Source organism: Acaryochloris sp. CCMEE 5410 (assembly GCF_000238775.2).
Classification (GTDB): Bacteria; Cyanobacteriota; Cyanobacteriia; order Thermosynechococcales; family Thermosynechococcaceae; genus Acaryochloris.
In genome coordinates this window covers 3,891,039-3,909,477 of record NZ_AFEJ02000001.1, presented here as the reverse complement: position 1 = coordinate 3,909,477, position 18,439 = coordinate 3,891,039, and the positions used below count along the sequence as shown (strand labels likewise).

The following is an 18,439-nucleotide window of genomic DNA, read 5'->3' as shown; positions in this document are numbered from 1 at the left end:
CGTATTGGTGGCCCAATTGTGGACTTACCAGAATCGTTGGATTATCCAGAAAATATGTTTTTCGCTGCTCAATTAGATCTGAAGAAATTTTCTGCTTTCGATCCCTTAGACTTCCTACCTAAAACAGGATTCTTATATTTTTTTATTGCCAACAGTGGCGATCATGGCAAGGTCCTGTATGCCGATGTTGAGGCCACCCAATTAACTAGGATCGTTCGAGAATATGACCGCTGGTTTTTCTATGGTTGTCTAGTCAACGATATTTTTAATGAAAAGGAAGATTTCAGATCTAGATATCGTTACTGTGAGGCAGGAGAAGATCTAGATGGATATGATGAAGGAGATCTGATTTGGGATTACTTTGCTGGCAGCGAGAAATCCAAAATCTATGGCATCTATACTCATTGCCAAAAGCACGAAGAAACCATTAAAGCCATTACTCAGGAAGCAGATGTTTTGTTACTCCAAATTGGTGAAGACTTCACAGAAGAAGGAGTTTGGAGTGTTCAGATTGATTTGGTCTCCTTGATCCATAGACGGTTTCAAAATTGCAGATTTGAATGGGGACAATCTTAATTCTGAGGTCATTTCATCTCTCTAAACAGCTCCAACATAGCTTTCAGCTCAGCCGATATTGTCAGGACTAACTTCAAAATCATGGGATATGAAGACCATCATTTTTGGCAAGGTTCCAACATCCCTTAAAAAGCTATAATCCTCACACCAAAGCCTAGAGCAATCCTTCACTCCTGTGAAACATCCTCTTCTCTTACAGGGAAAACTAACTCCAGAGAGGGGATATTATGACTGAACAAATTCTTGCTGGACACTACGAAATTATCCAACCACTCGCTGCTGGCGGGATGGGACAAACGTTTATCGCCAAAGACACCCACCTACCCGGTCAGCCCCAATGCGTGGTCAAGCGCCTCCATGCTGCCAAGGCAGATCCTGCCTTTCTCACTACGATTAAGCGTTTATTTTTTAGCGAAGCAGAAATTCTCCAAAAACTGGGGAAACACCCTCAGATTCCCCAGCTGTTAGCTTACTTTGAGCAAAGTGCTGAATTTTATCTGGTACAAGAATTTATTGAAGGGCATCCGCTGACTCAGGAGCTACCTCTCGGCCAGCGTTGGAGTGAGCCCCAGGTTATCCAGCTAATGGAGGAAATTCTCAATATTCTTACGTTTGTCCATGACCAAAAGGTGATTCATCGGGACATTAAGCCAGACAATATTATCCGCCGCCAACAAGACAACCAACTGGTTCTGATTGATTTTGGAGCGGTTAAAGAAGTGCGTGCCCAGCAAACCGTTGTATCAGGACAAGTCAGCCAAACCATCGCAATTGGCACCCCAGGATACATGCCCACTGAGCAAACTCGTGGCAAGCCTCGATTTAGCAGCGACCTTTATGCCGTTGGCATTATCGGTATTCAAGCCCTCACAGGACTCTCACCAGCTCAACTCCCAGAAGATGATGAAGGTGAGCTGGTTTGGATCGACCAAGCCGACGTTAGCAGTGGATTTGCTCAATTTCTCACCAAAATGGTGCGCTACCACTTCAAAGAGCGTTATCAAACCGCAGGAGAAGCGATCCAAGCCTTACAACAAGCAAAATCAACAGTCGTCAATCCTTCGACTCCCATTAGGGATACACCACCCACTCCACAAACTTCAGGCACCTTAGCAACAACTGAGTATGTCGTGCCAACACCCATGACTTCACAACCTGCTGCACCAATGTCTAACCAGGCAAAGGTAAAGCCGAGTAAGAACTGGTTAATTCCTGTAATTGCAGGCACTAGCGTAATTGCCGCCAGCATTATGGGGGCAGCCATGATCTTAAAACCGCCCGTTCAGGAAGTGAATCCCATCGTTTCTACAAATTCTGCAGAGCAAGATGCTGAGGATGAGGCAGCCGCCTCTGCTGATAACTTCAATGATCCGGATGAGGGAGCCATTTCAACTGACACCCCCAGCAATGAAACGCCCTCCAGCCCTGCCATTACCAAAACAGTCAACGTTGCCAATAGCAGTAATGACAAAATTCAGACTTATACGGCTGGTGTATTAAAAATTACGGGCACTCGACAACATGCCTGTAATGTTCTCTTACCCAGAGGCCCTGGTATTGGCAGTGATTTCTTTTATGGTGAAGAGGCAGCCCTTTGGCAACAGCTTCAGTGTCCAGACTTGTACTGCAACTTAGACAACCCGCGCTGTCGCACATCTCTCAAACCTCAATGGGCTAAACCTGATGTGCAAGATCTTAGGAGTACGCCCCCACCAGCAAGGCAACCTGAGCTTTCTATTGTTGATCAAGTGATCCAAAATCCCAATCAACCCATTCCCGCTTATAGTGCCAACATTGCGTCTCTCAGTCAGTCCCAATTTCTAGCACTGAATCAATTATTTAACCAATTTCAATCAGTCAATCCTGGCGTTGAACCAATTACTCCCGGCAGTTCAACTTCATTTGCGGGCTGGAATCTGCTCTGTATGGGTGAACAGAGTTCCAATGGCTGTCCCAAGTCAGCCAAACATGAAATGCTCAGTTATGGCAATTCAAACTCCAACAGTCAGTTTCTCACCTCTAGAGGCTGGGTGATATACAGACCATAAGTGGATTATGGCTGCTGAAGTTTGTGTTGCACCACTGCTCGAAAATTTTGCTCGGCAGCAATTTCATCTTGTTGGGCTTGTTCAAGGAATTGGTATAGGTCTGCTTTGTTGACCCAATCGAAGCCAGTCGTCACCGTCGAGAAATAGATGTAACTGAAATCATTTTGTAGATTTTTTTGAGAACTAGACAAGAGCGAACCAATCTAATGTCGCAAGATGCTTTGCAAAACATTACCGTTCAATAACAACTTGTTATATTCAAGTATTATTTTTTGTACTTGTGAGAATAACTATTAATAATTCACCTCTAAACGCGTTTATTGCATCGATCTCAGTCAATTAGCGCATACAAGGGCTGTTTTTTTCGCCAGGGATCGATCACCCTGGTGCTCAGTATGTTGCTCAAAAACTACACATATGCCGAACCATAAGCAAACTCTCGTCGTTGTTGGCAACGGCATGGTGGGACATCGGTTTCTCCAGCTAATGGTAGAAAAAAGAGGTGGCGATCGCTGGCACCTGGTCACCTTTGGAGAAGAGCCCCGTGTCGCTTACGACCGCGTACACCTGAGTCAGTACTTTGAAGGTAAAACCGCCGCAGGCCTCACCATGGTAGAGCCTGGTTTTTATCAGGAGCATGGCATTACCACCTACATTGGCGACCAGGTGGTGGAAATTGACCGCAAACGCCAGATCCTCAAGTCTGCCAACGGCCTTGAAATTGCTTACGACCGACTGGTCATAGCCACGGGCTCCTACCCCTTTGTCCCTCCCATCAAAGGCAACGACGCCACCGGCACTTTTGTCTATCGCACCATTGAAGATTTAGACGCAATTAAAGCCTACGGTTTCCAGGTAAAAACCGGCGTAGTAGTAGGCGGTGGGCTACTGGGTCTGGAATGCGCCAACGCGCTAAAATCTCTGGGGCTAGACACCCATGTAGTGGAGTTTGCCCCCCGGCTAATGCCCGTGCAAATCGATGAGGCAGGCGGTGCCGTACTGAAAGACAAAATTGAAGCATTAGGGGTACAGGTACACACCAGCAAAACCACCACCAATATCGTCAGCGAAAACAGCAAGCTGGTGAGAATGGAATTTGCGGATGGCGAAGCGTTACAGACGGATATGATTGTCTTCTCGGCAGGGATTCGGGCCAGAGATGAGTTAGCCCGAAACTGCGACCTAGCCATCGGCAACCGAGGGGGCATCGTCATCAATGAAGCTTGCCAAACTTCAGATCCCAAGGTGTATGCCATTGGTGAATGCGCCGCCTATCAAGACCGTACTTTTGGCCTAGTGGCACCGGGATACCATATGGCGGAGGTGGTCAGCGATACGCTGATGGAGGTGGCGACGCCGCAACAGTTTACTGGAGCGGATATGTCCACCAAGCTGAAGCTGCTGGGAGTAGATGTGGCCAGCTTTGGTGACAACTTTGCCAAAACACCGGGGTCTAAAGAGCTGGTAGTGACCGATGCGATCGCAGGCACATACAAAAAGCTAGTGGTCAGCAGCGACGGGTCACTGCTGCTGGGAGGCATACTGATTGGCGATGCATCGGACTATGGCACATTTTCACAACTAACCCAAAACCAGGTCAAACTGTCAGCCAACCCCTTAAGCCTAATGGTGCCAGCGGTTGAAGGGCAGGCCCCATCCTTGAGTGTAGAGAATCTACCGGATACGGCCCAGATTTGTTCTTGTAACAATGTATCTAAAGGGCAAATTTGTGCTGCGGTGCGAGACGACCATATCACCGATTTGCCTGGCCTGAAGCAATGCACTAATGCGGGCACGGGCTGTGGTGGTTGTGTACCGCTAGTGAAAGAACTGATGCAGTCGGAGCTGAAAAAGGCGGGCATCGAGGTTAATAACCACCTGTGCGAACATTTTCCCTATTCTCGTCAGGAGCTATATCACCTACTGCGGGTGGGACAGATTAAGTCCTTTGATGAACTGCTAGCCCAGCATGGTTCGGGCCATGGCTGCGAGATTTGTAAACCAGCAGTGGCGTCGATGCTAGCCTCCACCTGGAATGAGTATGTGCTGGATCGTCCCCATGTGGGCCTCCAAGATACCAACGATTCATTTTTAGCCAATATTCAAAAAGATGGCACCTATTCTGTGATCCCCAGAATACCGGGGGGAGAAATTACCCCCGAGAAGCTAATTGTCTTAGGTCAAGTGGCTCAAGAATTTGACCTGTACACCAAAATTACTGGCGCCCAACGGGTGGACTTGTTTGGAGCCCGGGTGGATCAACTGCCCCTGATCTGGAAGCGATTGGTGGACGCTGGGTTTGAGTCAGGCCATGCCTATGGTAAGGCACTGCGCACGGTGAAATCCTGTGTGGGCAGTACCTGGTGCCGATTTGGTGTGCAAGATTCTACCAGTCTGGCCATTGAGCTGGAGCTGCGCTATCGGGGCTTGCGATCGCCCCACAAACTCAAGTCGGCGGTGTCGGGCTGTACACGGGAATGTGCCGAAGCCCAGGGCAAAGATTTTGGCATTATTGCCACGGAAAATGGCTGGAACCTATATGTCTGTGGCAACGGTGGTACCAAGCCCCAACATGCCTCTCTGCTGGCGACGGATATTGATAAGGAAACCTTGATTCGCTATCTCGACCGGTTCTTGATGTTTTACATTCGTACGGCGGATAAGCTGGAACGTACTTCTACCTGGTTTAACAAGCTAGAAGGGGGACTCGCCTATCTCAAACAGGTGATTATTGAGGACTCCCTTGGCATTGCGGCGGAGCTGGAAGCCCAGATGCAGCACCATGTAGACACCTATCAATGTGAGTGGGCCGCCACCCTTGAGAGTCCACAACAGATGCAGCGTTTCCGTCACTTTGTGAATGCCGATGCCACCGACCCGTCCTTGGTTTATGTACAGGAGCGAGGCCAGAAGCGTCCGGCCACAGAGGCAGAGCGGGCCATCTTAAAACAGGGAGAGGCTTTGGTTGCTCCCAGCAGCAGCTAGCCTCTCAACCTTGCTACAGGGATGCAGACACGATGACCACATCTGTATCCCCTTGTTTTTTCTTGATCCTTATTACCCAAGCTGTCATGGAACAATCCGTATCAACCCCGGCCCCAATGACTACAGCCAACCGTTGGATCACCGTTTGTTCACTAGATGCGATCGCACCTAACACGGGTGTTAACGCTCTGGTGGGAGACAATCAGGTGGCCATTTTTCGCATTGGTGAAACCGATGAAGTCTATGCTCTAGATAACTTTGACCCCTTTAGCAAGTCGTTTGTGATGTCGCGGGGTCTAATTGGCGATCGCAAGGGCGTCTTGAAAGTGGCCTCTCCGATTTATAAACAGAACTTTAATCTCAAAACAGGGGACTGCTTAGATAATGATGCCGTCAAGCTTGCGGTCTACCCGGCTCGGGTGGTTGATGGTCAGGTGCAGATACAAACAGTTGAGTAACTTGTGCAAACGTTCTCACCTCAATAGTTCATCAACTGTTCTCTTGCTCATGCGTTTGATATGACCGATATCACGTAAAGCCAACTGTGATAGTTTATCCCAAGGCGGTGATTCGAATACGCTGTAGTGCAGCCCAAAGTCTTGTTTATTTTTTCGTTAGTGTCCCGATTTATTCGCCATGGTTATTGAGACGATCATGCTTGGCATGATCTCTGCGTGAGACGAGGAAGAAAATCGCTAAACAGCTCTCCTCATTGGGGAAAGCACCAATCTCATCAGCTTTGGTTCGGAATTCTCGGAACAACCGTTCTAGCGCATTGGAAGTACGAATCAGCGAATGAATGGATTCATCAAAATCATAGAAACTCAAGGTCAGGGCAAAATCTTTGGTAAAGGTTCTGACCGCATCGGGTTCAAGGTCTGTCCATTTCTGTGCAAACACGAGCAACGCAACAATAGCTTCTTCCCAGTCTGGCGCTTTATAGATAGCATAGGCATCGTGTTTAATTTGTGAATACCGCAGCTTCTTGGCTTCAGAGTGGGACAGTTCTTGTCCTTGAGCATCCAGGTGTGGCAATTGCTCATAGCCCAAATGCCGGAGCATCGCTCGAACCTTATGGGTAATGCACCGTTGATGTTGCGCGAGGGGAAACAGAGCGCGAATTACCTTAGGTAGCCCAGTGGTGCCATCACTCACAATCAGCTTCACCAAATGGGTTTGCAATCCTCGTTGCCGCAGGTGCTCAAAGAACAGTAGCCAAGCTGCCTCAGATTCTTGGACAGCAATTTCATAATGGAGAACAGTTTGTGTCCCATTTGGCCATATCGCCATGGCCACTAAGATGACTCTGTCTTCCGCACGGCGTAGTTTCCGAATATGCCCAGCTTGGTCTTCCCAAAAGTCTTCAGACGCACATTGAACACTCGCCCAAACCCCATCAACAATCAAATAAAAGGGGTTTTCTCAAGACGAGTCTGACGACTTTGGAGCATCTGCTTCTGGGCTTTAAGTGTAATCCGGTTAATGGCATTCACGGATAAGACTGCACCCAGGATCTCATAGAGAGCTTCTTGCAGATCTCGAAGCGATAAGCCCATGACATACAGCCCTAGGCAAAACTCTAGCAGGCTGCCAAGGGCTCGTTGGTAACGCTCTAAAATCTGCCACTCTCGGCCTGCATTCCCTTTCCGTAGTTTGGGAACGGACAGCTGAGTAATCCTGCCGTACTGGGTATCAAGGATCCGTTGATAGTAGCCTGAACGTCGAGGTCGATCCCCTTGAATCTCTGATAGATAAGCTTGAACTTCTTCGTCTAGAGCTGACTCTACTGCGATCTGGGTGACTCGGTTAGCTTCAAGACGAAGGGTTGATTCTAGGGCTTCGTTAATAGAAGCATAGGAACTTTGAGATTGGATGCGGATAATCTGCTGCTCGCGTTGGGCAATGTTCATAAAGGAGTGCTCTGAATTCTCTATTATCAAAGCATTTCAGCTATCTCAGCCCATGGCGAATAAATCAGGACACTAACATTTTTTCCATAATAAACGTCGTCTGGCATCCTCATATTCTTGTGCAGATGTGTAACTCAAACAGGCTCTAAACCAGCCAATTTCACTGCTGTAACTTTTACTGACACTGCTCTTGAGCCCATGAGCGGAACGCTTGCTCCGCAGCAATTTCATCCTGTTGAGCTTGTGCTAGGAAGTGGTATAGGTCTTCTTTGTTGACCCAATTGAAGGTGGGGCTGCGATCGCATTCGTGATACGCTTCTCCCTGCAGTTGAAAAATCCGCCACACCTGCCCGTTATAGCGCCAAAACTCAGGCACTCCCATCGAGGCATACAGCCGATCTTTAGCAATATCCGTGTTGGTAATGTCTACTTCTACAACCAAATCCGGTGGTGGATCTTGAGAGAAGTCAACCTTCCGTCCTGCAACCACCGCTTGATTTTGAATGTAATAGGCACAATCGGGTTCAGACCCCCGATCTAAATCTGGGCGATCCATGGTTGTGGACCCCATTGTTTTGATCTTCATTCCCATAGTCGCCACCAAAATCACAATGAATCGCTCAATTAATCGCAGGGCAAATTCATGATCTTCCAGAGGCATCGCGATTTCTAAAGTTCCTTGGTCATAGGTGAGTCTAACTGCTCGACTATTAGGTAAGGCATGCAGAATTTGCTGATAGGCATCCCACGTCAAGCCGCTAACACTGACGCGTTTTTCTCCAATGGCTTCATGCTCAACTGGTACAACTGTTGTGACCATACTTGTGACCCATAAGTCTTACCTCATGTTAGCCGACAGTCTAAGACTAACTCCTGAGCTAAATCTTCTAAATCGACTTGAAACACATCTAGGTTTTCATGGGCCAATCGTTCAAGGAATTTTTTACGTGTCATTTCAGCTAACTGTGCAGCCTTCCCTTGGGAGATCTCGCCACGGGTATACCAGTAGATCGCGGCTGCTAACTGTAATCGCTGGGCTAAGTCTATGGAAGTGTCGTCTGAATTCTCAAATAAGTCATCCGGGATATTGAGGGTAACTTGAGTCATCGGAGTGTCTTCTATCAATCTAACCATCAGAGATCTGAACGCTTACTTCCGTGTTAACACTTCCACTGATAGTCATGAACTAAGTGGTTGCTTGTCGGCAAGATTTAAGGACTGCTGAATGCGTTTAAGCCTTTGCTGACGGATTTCTTCGTCAAATTTAGCCAGTACTTCATCAAGCTGTAATCCTAATTCCTCAATTTCTAGACGAGCACGACGAAGATTTCCCAACAGACGTGGATCAACGGACGGATCGGGCATCAATAGTTGGTTGGTCATGGTAACTTCCACTCGGTCTTAATTTCTTGAATACTTTGTTCTAGTGCTGGCAGTCTAGCCTCTGTATTCGAAATAATTTGCATCACTAGCTCTAGCATATCTCTTGGAACATGAGGCTGAATGTTGAAAATCCGAATTTGCAGGCTTGAAAACTGGGTAAATCGCTCAGTCGCCTGCTCTGCAACACTTTGCAAATCGTCAAGATAAACAATGGTTCGTTCGGTTTCACCGAATGTGTTGAACAGGGCGAACTCAGTAGTTCTAGCATTCTCGATCACATCAGCTAATTGCCGCTTTAATCTCCAGATTGTCTCTGAGATGTCGTTTGGGAGTTTTGCCATGCCTGCTATATCGGGAGCAAACTTTACCGTCGGTCAGAGATTATCACAAACTTGTTCTCTCATTTTGTCGAGAATTTCTCACCCAAAAAACTGCAAAGCAGGATAGAGGTCTAACACTTGCTGTTATCGAGTGGCAATCATTGAGTGTCCATTATGAATCAGTCTGCCTTAACCGCTCCAGTTCATAGCATTGCTCTGTCACGGGTGATGCAAGGCAATTTGGGTATCACCAAAAGTCTGCGGACTGAAATCGGCTCATGCTTTTGAGGTGCGCTAGACCTACCACATCAATCGAACTTAATAGTTTGCCAACCAAGTTGTATGTTTTTGCTTCCAATTCGATGTTGCCAATCTTGCTCTTGATACATCCCGCAAATTGTACATTGGGGTATTGAAAAGACAATATAGCCAAATAGCCAGGACGATTATGCCTGTCATCATTGCCGATCACCTCGCTTGCAAAGTCATCCAAGGCAGCACGCAATCCGTCATCATGGGTGCCGCCATCAGCAGCGCGTCCGTAATTGGCAAAGGTCCACGTCATTTCCTCGGACCAACTGTGGAATGCAAAGACCAGTTCCATCTCGAAGTCGCCATCCTTACCGGACACATGAATCGGTTCATGTAGCAGTTGATAGGGAGCTGAGACACCCTTAAACATCTCCGCGATACCACCAGGACGCGAGTAAACCGATTTGTAGTCGTCAGCGATGACCGAAAACTGAATACGAGGATATAAATATGACATGCGGTGGAGGTAGCTGCTGACAACCGCTGGTTGAAGATCGGTCACGGAGAATATGTCATCATCTGGGATGAAATGAAGTGTCACACCAATTGACGCCAAGTGTTCGCTCGAACTGGTTACTCGTTTCCCAAGCTCATATGCGTAGGCAACGCCATCTGCGTTGTAAATATCCAGCCGCTTTGACAATGCGTTCAGGATACATGCATCGACATGGTTAAAGTTTGTCGAGATGGACTCAAACGGGTTGTTAGTGTCTAAATCCAAAGGGAGCGTGGCGTCAGAATAAAGCGTAAACGCAGTGTCTTGCGTCAGCTCGATACGGGTTGCCCCCCACTGAATCAACAAGCGATACGCGCAGACTAAGTAGTTGATGAAGCCCCAAAACTCGGTCGAGCCAACGTACATTCTTGGGCGTTTGCGTATGTGTTCGAGAAGTTCATCAGTCATCGGTTGAAGTGGCTCTAGGCATCTTCCTTAAGCACCATATGCTGCGGCACAATGAGCGCATTCGTTGTGAAAGTAAAACCAATAAACATCGTCATTGACATATTCAGGGCGTTCATGCGGAAACAAGGGCTCCACGCACGCGTTGATATCGGCCACGATGGATTCGTAGTAACCGGGAAATACGCTGCACACTGGTACTTCACTAGAGACAGCATCGGATATGTCTTCAATTCTGTTGATGTCTGCGTCAATAATGATCGCAGTACACACTTCACCGTCTGGGCATTCGTGCACGGTTACCTGTGGAGTAGCACTTTGCTGAATGCAAAGACAATCGCCATGTACATATTCGTCAATTTCACAGATGAGGCCGTTTATTTCAGTGTAGTAGCAGCTCTTAGACTCATCCCACCAAGATATTCTGCGTTTGAAGCCTGGAACAGAGAAGACACGCTCCGTGACTTTTGCTGCATTGATGTAGCAGTCAATTTCAGCGATTTTGTCTCGGTACCAGCGTTTGTTGGCAAACGAGAAAAATGGCGTCTGTTTCAGGCTTTGCTTCTGCCCATCCCGATAGCAGATCATTACGTTGATTTCATCAGGTGTGGCAGCAACTATGTCCATCGATTGATTAATGATTAGGCTTAGAAGGCTGATCTCTTCCTAACATAAAAACAGTTATAGCTTTTCTAACTCTCAACACAAAGCTAGTTTTACATTAGCACCGCTGAATGCTAAAGCAGCTTCACGGAAGTTTTCCGATATGCAAACTTGCCGTTGCTCCTTTGGAAGCATTACAAGACATAGCCTACAACAACCCACGATATCGAATAAACACCAAAATCACAGCCCAAGAACCGAGAGCTACCTTAATCGCCACCAATACATTAAGAATAGGAATCACACCCCCACTGACCAAAGCACCGAGTTCACCGTGAGGTAACTCAAAACCGACCAACGTGATTGCAGCTAAGACCAAAAATATCAGCACGGAAATCTTCTCCCACATAGCCGCTCGCCAGCGCTGATAGATTCCTTGCATCCACTTCGAAGATGAGGTAATCGCAATTAGACCTATCGCGGTACCGCCTGCCACACCTGCTGCAAATCCGCCTCCAGGACTTAAATGACCTCGAATCGCTAACTCGATACTAACCAAGGAGGCAATGGTTGCCCCTAACCTGGCAAGGACAATCGAGGGTTCATCTGTAAATCGATGCACCTTTTTAGAGGGCTGCTCATCCGCCAGCAGAAAACGGACGCCCATAATTGCAATGGTAAACACCACCACCTCGAAAATCGTGTCGTAGAGGCGATTCCTGAAAATAATGCCCGCTAAGGCATTGGGAACACCACTATCATCGACAACAGCCTGCACAAACGATAGATCAGGGATATCTAAGTCTGGATTAGGCATCACCAAAATTTTGACATAGAGAGCCAAGCCCGCAAGGATATACAGCCACTTCATACCTTCACCTCCGCAGACTCAGCCACCGTTACACAGGTCAGGGTTGTTGCGGGTGATGTCAATTCTGCTTCCATAATTTCGTATAAGCGAGGGACGCGAATTAGGGCTTGATCCTGGGATTCAGCAGGCTGTTGAGGCAGATAAATGGCATGCACTTCCTTTTCATTCAAGGCTTGGCGGAGGTCTTGGTCATTGGGGTAATTGACCAGCTCTAAGCGCATATAGTGCTTAGAGAATACCGTCCGACATCCTTCAATCCAAGATTGAAACCCTTGGGGCTCGACGGCTTGGAGTACTCCCAATCGCACCACTAGGGAGGAGCGGACTGCTACTGCATAGAGGGTAATCGCCAGCATAGTTCCGACGAGAGCCTCTGTTAAGGCCACATCTGCTGCCCCCAAGACGGCATAGACCAGAGCGGCTACCGCACCCAAAATCCCCCGAATAATCAGAGCATGGTAGGGATTGACCTGCAGCACCACCATTGTTGCGGTCAAAGGCAACAGGGCAATAATGATGTAAACATAGCTATCTTCCATTATGTCTCGGCCTCCTTGGGACTACTTGAGCAATAGGCCAACACATATCCCAGCACCGTATTCCAGATGGCCAGGGATAGAATGGCTAACACCAGCAAGGGCCACTCTCGGGGAATTTTAAGCAGCAAACCGACGACAATTAACATGGAACCCAAGGTATCGGCCACGGAGAGGCTATGGAGCTTATACAGCACTGAGCGGTGACCCACTAAGGGCCAGGTGCCCCAAAACCAGAAGACCATGCCCATGCCCATACAGACATAACTAATTGCGTTAATCATCCGTCACTAATCCGTTTAATAATATGAGCCAACAGCATCAGGGCTGCATTGCCAACACTGAGAATCAACACCCCGACAACGCCAATCATCCAGTCATCCCGCAGAACTGAAATTACCAAAATCATGATCGACGTTTTACTGGCGATACTGGCAAAGGCCAACATTTTCTGCCACACATCCTCGTCCTGACAGGCTTCATAAATGGGAATCGCTAGGGCCAGAATCATCGCAATTAGGATGATATTCATGACTGCTTCCTCCGCTGGATCCGGTGGACTTCGTACAACCCTTCCTCGTGGTATTTCAACACAATGGTTTTCGGGGTAAAGGTAATCACGAAAATATCGAGAAAAATTAGACCAGGAGTGCGTTGTGGTTTGACATGTTCCATCGTCATCGCTTCATAGCGATGGGGACGAACCATAATTTCAATCGCCTCAATAAAAGCTTGGGGAATGGCAATAATAATTTCCCCGATCGCATGCAGCCAATCTTTTAAGGCCCCCGGATTTGCGCGGCGCGGTAGCAATAGAGCTACACAGACGCCAATGATGATATTGGCAATGCCAAAATCGGCGGTCAGCAAAAACCAGATGGCTAAGCGCAGCAGAATATTTAGATATCCAGTCATGCCAACACCATCCAGAACAGTAGAACTAACATTAAGCTCATCCCCCCAATTAAATGCTCGATTTGTTCTTGGACCCGTGGTAGTTTCAGCACCACCCGTCGGATAACGAGCCAATAGACCAGCCAGCCAATCCCTACTTTTGCTATGGCTTTGCCAATATTGGCTAGGGTATAAGCCTGGTAATAGACACCATTCGCCGCCAGCAAGCCGCCTAATAGCAGCAGCACTGCTACCCAAAAGCCGGGCCTAATCGACTTAGATTCACTTTGATGGGGCAAAAAGATAAATTTGGCGAAGATGGCACTGGTACCCACAGTGGCAATATTGAGGGTAATCATTTGCCAGGGCAGCAAACTCTTTAGGGTTAAGGCCTTGGAAGCAAAACCAGCCCAGAGGGGAATACCGGAGATGGAGCAACTGGCCATAACCAAGACCAGCCATAGAGATCGCGGAATTGGCTGCTTGTGCAGTTCCTGAAAATCTCGACTAGGCAAGGTGCCTGCGGTTAAAAAGAGGGTGGCTTTCACCAAGCCGTGGGTCAAGGCATAGAACCCACCTACAGCAGGGGCAGCCAGGATAAATCCAAGTTGGGAAATCGTGCTTTGAGCCAACAGCCGCTTGGTATCCTGCTCGAAGAGAGCCAAGCTAATTCCCAAAAAGGCGGTGCCAATCCCAAATAAGGTGATCACTGGGGCGACTGCATCCACCATCAAGGCCATCCGAGCCAAAGGAAAGACACCTGTTTTCACCACAACACCGGAGAGTAGGGCAGAGACAGGGGTTTCTGACTCGGAATGGGTTAAGGGTAACCACAACCCCGATACAAAGATGCCGCCTTTGGTCAGCAGTCCCAGGAAAATCAAGGCTAAGGCTTCTGGGGGTGCCTTTGCCAAGCCCGCAAAGGCAAAGGAGTTGTTGGCTTGATACACCAACACAGCCCCCACCAAATAAAACAGCATGGCCGTATTGCTGATAAACAGGTAGCGCAAAGCCACCCAAATCGCCCGGTTGGTGCGGGGGTAAGACACCAGCAAAAAGGCGGCAATGCCAATCACCTCTAGGGCCACATATAAGCTAATAAAGTCAGCACAAATAAAGACGGCGTTGACGCTGCCATGGAGAATAATAGTCTGGGTATAAAAAAACGCGGATTTTCCCGTTCCCCAGCAGTAGCAAATCACGGCAGCCGTAACTAAGGCATTAGTCAAGATAAAGTAGCCACTCAGACTATCAATCTGGAGGGTGACCCCAAAGTTATCCATCAGCTCCACCGTCAGCGGCATTGATTCCATCAACACCCGAGCGGCATAGCTGGCAGACACCAAGGTCATGGCCAAGGCTAAGTACCGATCAACTTTAGGGACTAGATACCCTACAAACCCCACGAAAAACGGCAGGGCTATCCAAATAATCGTCAGGGTGTTCATGGTGTGTAGGTCTTTTCAATCTCGCGGCTTTCTAAGGTGGGATTGTCGCGGGAGAGCTTCATGACGCCCACCAGCATCAACGCTTGAATCGAAAAACCAATCACAATTGCCGTCAAAATCACGGCTTGAGGGACCGGATCCGCATAGGCCCCTTGATGACTATTGGTGAGAATGGGAGTGAATAATCCTTGTCGGGCTGAGATCTTGACGTAATAGGCAATGACGCCAGTACTCATCACATCCATTGCAATAATCTTCATCATCAGATTTTGCTTGAGGATGATGCCGAAAAAGCCACAGAGAATCGTCGCAAAGATAAACGCTTCTAACATGGTGATTTTAAAAAGAGTTAATTAAAAAAGGGGGTGAGAGAAGTGGGTGAGGGAACTGCGATATCACCCCAGCATCGCAGTTCTCGAGATGTGCTAGTTAGCCGGAGACTCAATTGCGATCGCACCACCTTTAAACGCTACCCGCAATAACGGCGGCGCCACAAAGGTAGTTAGAATCACCATCGTAATAATCGCCGCTTCTAAGGGCTTATCTAGGACACCGCTGGCTGAACCGATACCAGCAAACACTAGACCTACTTCTCCCCGAGGAATCATACCGACGCCAATGGCAAATCGATTAATCCCAGGCTGACCGATCACAGTCCAACCCGTAATCAGCTTGCCAATCATCGCCACCACAATCAAAAAGGCAGCAATAACAAGACCTTCACGGTTTTCAGGAATAGCAGGATTCAAAACGCTTAAGTCAGCTTTTGCCCCTACAGTCACAAAGAAAACCGGCACGAGAATATCGGCAATGGGAACCACCTGCTGATCCAGCTCTTTGCGCTTATCGGTTTCATCGAGCACTAAACCTGCTGCAAAGGCACCCAAAATCGCTTCTAGGTGAATTGCATTGGCGAGGAAAGCCATAAGAAAAGCAAAACTCAAAGCAGGAATCACCAGTTTGCCGCGAGTTTGGAGCTGATCGGCAATGGTCACAAAGGCCTGATTGAAAAATCGACCTAATAGAATGGAGCCCACCAAAAACGCCGTGGCACTACCAATCAAATACAGAACATTAACGATATCGACTTCGCCCGTTTTCGCCAAGCTAGCCACCACCGCCAAGACGATAATGCCTAACACATCATCAATAATGGCAGCCCCCACAATGATTTGGCCTTCTTTTGATTTGAGAAAGCCCAATTCAGACAGGACTTTGGAGGTAATACCAATACTGGTTGCCGTCAACGCTGCTCCAGCAAAAATCGAGGGAATCGTGGGCATATTGAACAGGAGAATTAATCCGGCTGTTCCTGCAGTAAAGGGAGCCACCACTCCAACAACCGCCACTAACACCGCCTGATAGCCCACTTCCGTCAGTTCTCTGAGATCCGACTCTAAGCCAATCTCAAACAACAGAATAATTACCCCCAGCTCAGACAAAATCTCAATGATTTCGCTCTGGCTTTCAAAAATTGAGGTAATCGATTCCGCACTAAGATTGCCGCCAATAAACTGCAGAATCGGCATTAAGGCCGAATCGGCAGCCACCGTTCCACCTTCCGCAAAGACCAGCAGGTGCAAGGCTGAGGCCCCAATGGCCACACCCCCCACTAGTTCTCCTAATACAGGCGGTAAGTTTAAGAGCTGTGATAACTCACCGCCAAGCTTACTAGCCAGATAAATGACCACTAGGCTAAGGAGTACCCCTGAGAGGATGAGGGGCGCTTCATCTGCATTAGCTGCAGCGATTAACCAAGGCTGAGAAATGCCGCCTTGGAGAAGCGGTGACATTGATAAAGTATCGATGAATGTATTCATATCCCACATTAAGTGAACAATAATCTGTCAAATCAGAAAAACATCCTTGATTAAGCATCCAGACATTAAGGGTGAGCTATTCTCAACCGGAGGTCGCATAGTGATCCAGACCTGCGACACTTTTGCGCAACGCTTCTACTCGAGTTGCCAATAAATTTTCCGGGGGAAGACGGTCCCAAATCCCTAATTTGCCTAGACGGCGTTTCGTTTGGCCAGCAGCCCCAACCACAAAAACAGAACAACCTTTGTCGAGAGCTTCTTCAATCGCGTTCTCAATGGTCAAGGACGAGGTAACCCCCATATGAGGCACATCACTCAAGTCTAGAACCAAAGCCTCACAATATTTCAGTGCTTTTTGTTCTCGTGAAATTGCTTTCGCCACACCAAAAATCATGGGACCACTTAAATGAAAGAGCAACATGCGTCCTTGGCCCTGATCGAGGAGTTTTTTCTCTTCCTCTGTCAGTTGAATTTCATCGTCTGCATCAGTGATGGCCTTCACTGATTTGGATTGCAGGGTACTCAGGCGATCAATCGTAACGATATTGGCAATAAACACCCCAATCCCCACAGCCACCATCAGGTCAACAAAAACGGTGAGGGCAATCACCCCATACATAATGGCGGTCCCTTTCCAAGACACTTGATGAGCCCGCTTTAAGAAATCCCAGTCAATAATGTCAATCCCCACCTTGAGGGCAATTCCCGCCAGTACGGCTAAGGGAATATTCTGGGTTAAAGGGGCTGCCCAGAGCACAACAATCAACAAGATAAAAGCGCGAGTCAAACCAGAGAGGGCCGTTCGCCCACCCGCTTGAATATTGACCACGGTGCCCATCGTCGCTCCAGCACCTGCAATACCACCACACAAACCAGACACTAGGTTGCCAATCCCTTGGCCGATCAGTTCCTTATTAGAGTTATGCTCTGTGCGGGTTAGACTATCAGCCACCACAGAGGTTAACAGGGCATCAATACACCCTAAAACGGCCAAAATAATCGCATCCACAACCATCAGCTGCAGTTCGCTCTGGGTAAAAACAGGCATTCGTAGGGTCGGCAACCCGGCCTCAAAAGGTGCAATCCGATCAACGCTGGCACCTGGGAACAACCACAGTGCGACAAAGGTACCCACTAATAGGGCAACCAATTGAGGTGGGAACCACTTCTTGAGTTGAGTGGGCACAATGATCGGGATCAGGACAATGATGGCTACCGTTAATAGGCTTAAAAACAACGCAGCGCCGTTAATTTCCGACAAAAGAGTCGGTAACTCCCTGAGCGTACCTAGCACCCCACCTTTGGGCGCTGCCTCCCCTAAAAAGGGTCCCAGCTGCAGGATCACCAAAATGATGCCAATCCCTGACATAAAGCCCGACACAACGGTATAGGGCATCAGGGTGACGTATTTCCCTAAGCGCAGAACACCAAACAGAATCTGGAATACCCCTGCCATCATCACCACCGTAAAGGCCATCGCTAAGCCTTTTTCTGAATTTGCTGCTGTGAGATTGGCAATGACCGCTGTCATAATGACAGTCATCGGACCCGTAGGTTCAGAGATCAGGGTAGGCGTGCCCCCAAACAAAGCCGCAAAGAAGCCCACCAAGATGGCACCGTAAAGGCCCGCAGCAGGACCTGCACCAGATGCAACCCCAAAGGTCAAAGCCATAGGCAAAGCAATAACAGCAGCGGTGATCCCCCCAAAGAGGTCACCGCTAAAGTTTCGGAAATGGATTCGGTTCGTTATCTGCATAGGTCAGCGCTTTTAGTTGACTTTAATCAATGTTAACAACAATATACATTGGATTAAATCTATAACAAAGCATTTA

Annotated in this window: 22 protein-coding genes; 4 read left to right on the top strand and 18 right to left on the bottom strand. The window is 48.1% G+C overall.

The window, feature by feature from the left end; genetic code table 11:
* Nucleotides 1-3: 3 nt before the first annotated feature.
* Complete coding sequence (locus tag ON05_RS18040; protein ID WP_262562172.1) at nucleotides 4-576, top strand: YwqG family protein; 573 nt, start codon at nucleotides 4-6, stop codon at nucleotides 574-576.
* Nucleotides 577-803: 227 nt separating this feature from the next.
* Entirely contained in the window at nucleotides 804-2,624 is a 1,821-nt protein-coding gene (locus ON05_RS18035; protein WP_010470079.1) for a serine/threonine-protein kinase, read from the top strand.
* A 5-nt stretch (nucleotides 2,625-2,629) separates the two neighbouring features.
* Here ON05_RS18035 and ON05_RS18030 read toward each other — a convergent pair whose 3' ends face one another.
* Nucleotides 2,630-2,815, bottom strand: a complete 186-nt coding sequence (locus ON05_RS18030) for a hypothetical protein (RefSeq protein WP_010470081.1) — start codon at nucleotides 2,813-2,815, stop codon at nucleotides 2,630-2,632.
* A gap of 226 nt (nucleotides 2,816-3,041) precedes the next feature.
* Here ON05_RS18030 and nirB point away from each other — a divergent pair, with 226 nt between their 5' ends.
* On the top strand, nucleotides 3,042-5,609 hold the full coding sequence (nirB, locus tag ON05_RS18025) for a nitrite reductase large subunit NirB (RefSeq protein WP_010470083.1): 2,568 nt from the start codon (nucleotides 3,042-3,044) through the stop codon (nucleotides 5,607-5,609).
* Nucleotides 5,610-5,695: 86 nt separating this feature from the next.
* Nucleotides 5,696-6,067 (top strand): nitrite reductase small subunit NirD, encoded by a 372-nt coding sequence (gene nirD / locus ON05_RS18020; protein ID WP_029315030.1) that lies wholly within the window; start codon nucleotides 5,696-5,698, stop codon nucleotides 6,065-6,067.
* Nucleotides 6,068-6,236: 169 nt separating this feature from the next.
* Here the strand turns inward: nirD and ON05_RS18015 are convergent, their stop codons facing one another.
* The 17 genes from ON05_RS18015 to ON05_RS17935 form a co-directional block, all read right to left on the bottom strand.
* On the bottom strand, nucleotides 6,237-7,016 hold the full coding sequence (locus ON05_RS18015) for a transposase (RefSeq protein ID WP_262561929.1): 780 nt from the start codon (nucleotides 7,014-7,016) through the stop codon (nucleotides 6,237-6,239).
* Nucleotides 7,013-7,519 (bottom strand): transposase, encoded by a 507-nt coding sequence (locus ON05_RS18010; RefSeq protein WP_262561927.1) that lies wholly within the window; start codon nucleotides 7,517-7,519, stop codon nucleotides 7,013-7,015. The genes ON05_RS18015 and ON05_RS18010 overlap by 4 nt, the downstream gene beginning before the upstream one ends.
* Before the next feature lie 175 nt (nucleotides 7,520-7,694).
* On the bottom strand, nucleotides 7,695-8,339 hold the full coding sequence (locus ON05_RS18005; RefSeq protein WP_010471126.1) for a Uma2 family endonuclease: 645 nt from the start codon (nucleotides 8,337-8,339) through the stop codon (nucleotides 7,695-7,697).
* A 23-nt stretch (nucleotides 8,340-8,362) separates the two neighbouring features.
* Entirely contained in the window at nucleotides 8,363-8,626 is a 264-nt protein-coding gene (locus ON05_RS18000) for a UPF0175 family protein (RefSeq protein ID WP_010471124.1), read from the bottom strand.
* Between the two features lie 72 nt (nucleotides 8,627-8,698).
* Entirely contained in the window at nucleotides 8,699-8,902 is a 204-nt protein-coding gene (locus ON05_RS17995) for a hypothetical protein (protein WP_010471121.1), read from the bottom strand.
* Nucleotides 8,899-9,243: a hypothetical protein gene (locus ON05_RS17990; RefSeq protein ID WP_010471119.1), complete on the bottom strand. Its 345-nt coding sequence runs from the start codon at nucleotides 9,241-9,243 to the stop codon at nucleotides 8,899-8,901. The genes ON05_RS17995 and ON05_RS17990 overlap by 4 nt, the downstream gene beginning before the upstream one ends.
* Nucleotides 9,244-9,469: 226 nt before the next feature.
* Nucleotides 9,470-10,438, bottom strand: coding sequence for a DNA gyrase subunit B (locus ON05_RS17985; RefSeq protein WP_010471117.1), 969 nt, complete (start codon nucleotides 10,436-10,438; stop codon nucleotides 9,470-9,472).
* Nucleotides 10,439-10,465: 27 nt separating this feature from the next.
* A complete protein-coding gene (locus tag ON05_RS17980) occupies nucleotides 10,466-11,062 on the bottom strand; it encodes a hypothetical protein (RefSeq protein WP_029315075.1) in 597 nt (198 codons plus the stop codon).
* Nucleotides 11,063-11,246: 184 nt separating this feature from the next.
* Nucleotides 11,247-11,909 carry a Na(+)/H(+) antiporter subunit B gene (locus ON05_RS17975; protein ID WP_010471114.1) on the bottom strand — a complete coding sequence of 221 codons (663 nt, stop codon included), beginning with the start codon at nucleotides 11,907-11,909 and terminating at the stop codon, nucleotides 11,247-11,249.
* Entirely contained in the window at nucleotides 11,906-12,448 is a 543-nt protein-coding gene (locus ON05_RS17970) for a DUF4040 domain-containing protein (RefSeq protein WP_010471112.1), read from the bottom strand. The genes ON05_RS17975 and ON05_RS17970 overlap by 4 nt, the downstream gene beginning before the upstream one ends.
* A complete protein-coding gene (locus ON05_RS17965) occupies nucleotides 12,448-12,729 on the bottom strand; it encodes a monovalent cation/H(+) antiporter subunit G (protein WP_029315074.1) in 282 nt (93 codons plus the stop codon). Before ON05_RS17965 ends, ON05_RS17970 begins: the two co-directional genes overlap by 1 nt.
* Nucleotides 12,726-12,977 (bottom strand): hypothetical protein, encoded by a 252-nt coding sequence (locus ON05_RS17960; protein ID WP_010471110.1) that lies wholly within the window; start codon nucleotides 12,975-12,977, stop codon nucleotides 12,726-12,728. Before ON05_RS17960 ends, ON05_RS17965 begins: the two co-directional genes overlap by 4 nt.
* Nucleotides 12,974-13,360: a Na+/H+ antiporter subunit E gene (locus tag ON05_RS17955; RefSeq protein ID WP_010471108.1), complete on the bottom strand. Its 387-nt coding sequence runs from the start codon at nucleotides 13,358-13,360 to the stop codon at nucleotides 12,974-12,976. The genes ON05_RS17960 and ON05_RS17955 overlap by 4 nt, the downstream gene beginning before the upstream one ends.
* The gene (locus ON05_RS17950; protein ID WP_010471105.1) at nucleotides 13,357-14,787 is read right to left on the bottom strand and encodes a cation:proton antiporter; all 1,431 of its coding nucleotides are present in this window, start codon (nucleotides 14,785-14,787) and stop codon (nucleotides 13,357-13,359) included. The genes ON05_RS17955 and ON05_RS17950 overlap by 4 nt, the downstream gene beginning before the upstream one ends.
* Nucleotides 14,784-15,119, bottom strand: coding sequence for a cation:proton antiporter subunit C (locus ON05_RS17945; protein ID WP_010471103.1), 336 nt, complete (start codon nucleotides 15,117-15,119; stop codon nucleotides 14,784-14,786). The genes ON05_RS17950 and ON05_RS17945 overlap by 4 nt, the downstream gene beginning before the upstream one ends.
* Nucleotides 15,120-15,212: 93 nt before the next feature.
* Nucleotides 15,213-16,580 carry a cation:proton antiporter gene (locus ON05_RS17940; protein WP_010471102.1) on the bottom strand — a complete coding sequence of 456 codons (1,368 nt, stop codon included), beginning with the start codon at nucleotides 16,578-16,580 and terminating at the stop codon, nucleotides 15,213-15,215.
* Between the two features lie 109 nt (nucleotides 16,581-16,689).
* A complete protein-coding gene (locus tag ON05_RS17935; RefSeq protein ID WP_010471100.1) occupies nucleotides 16,690-18,363 on the bottom strand; it encodes a SulP family inorganic anion transporter in 1,674 nt (557 codons plus the stop codon).
* Between the last annotated feature and the right edge of the window lie 76 nt (nucleotides 18,364-18,439).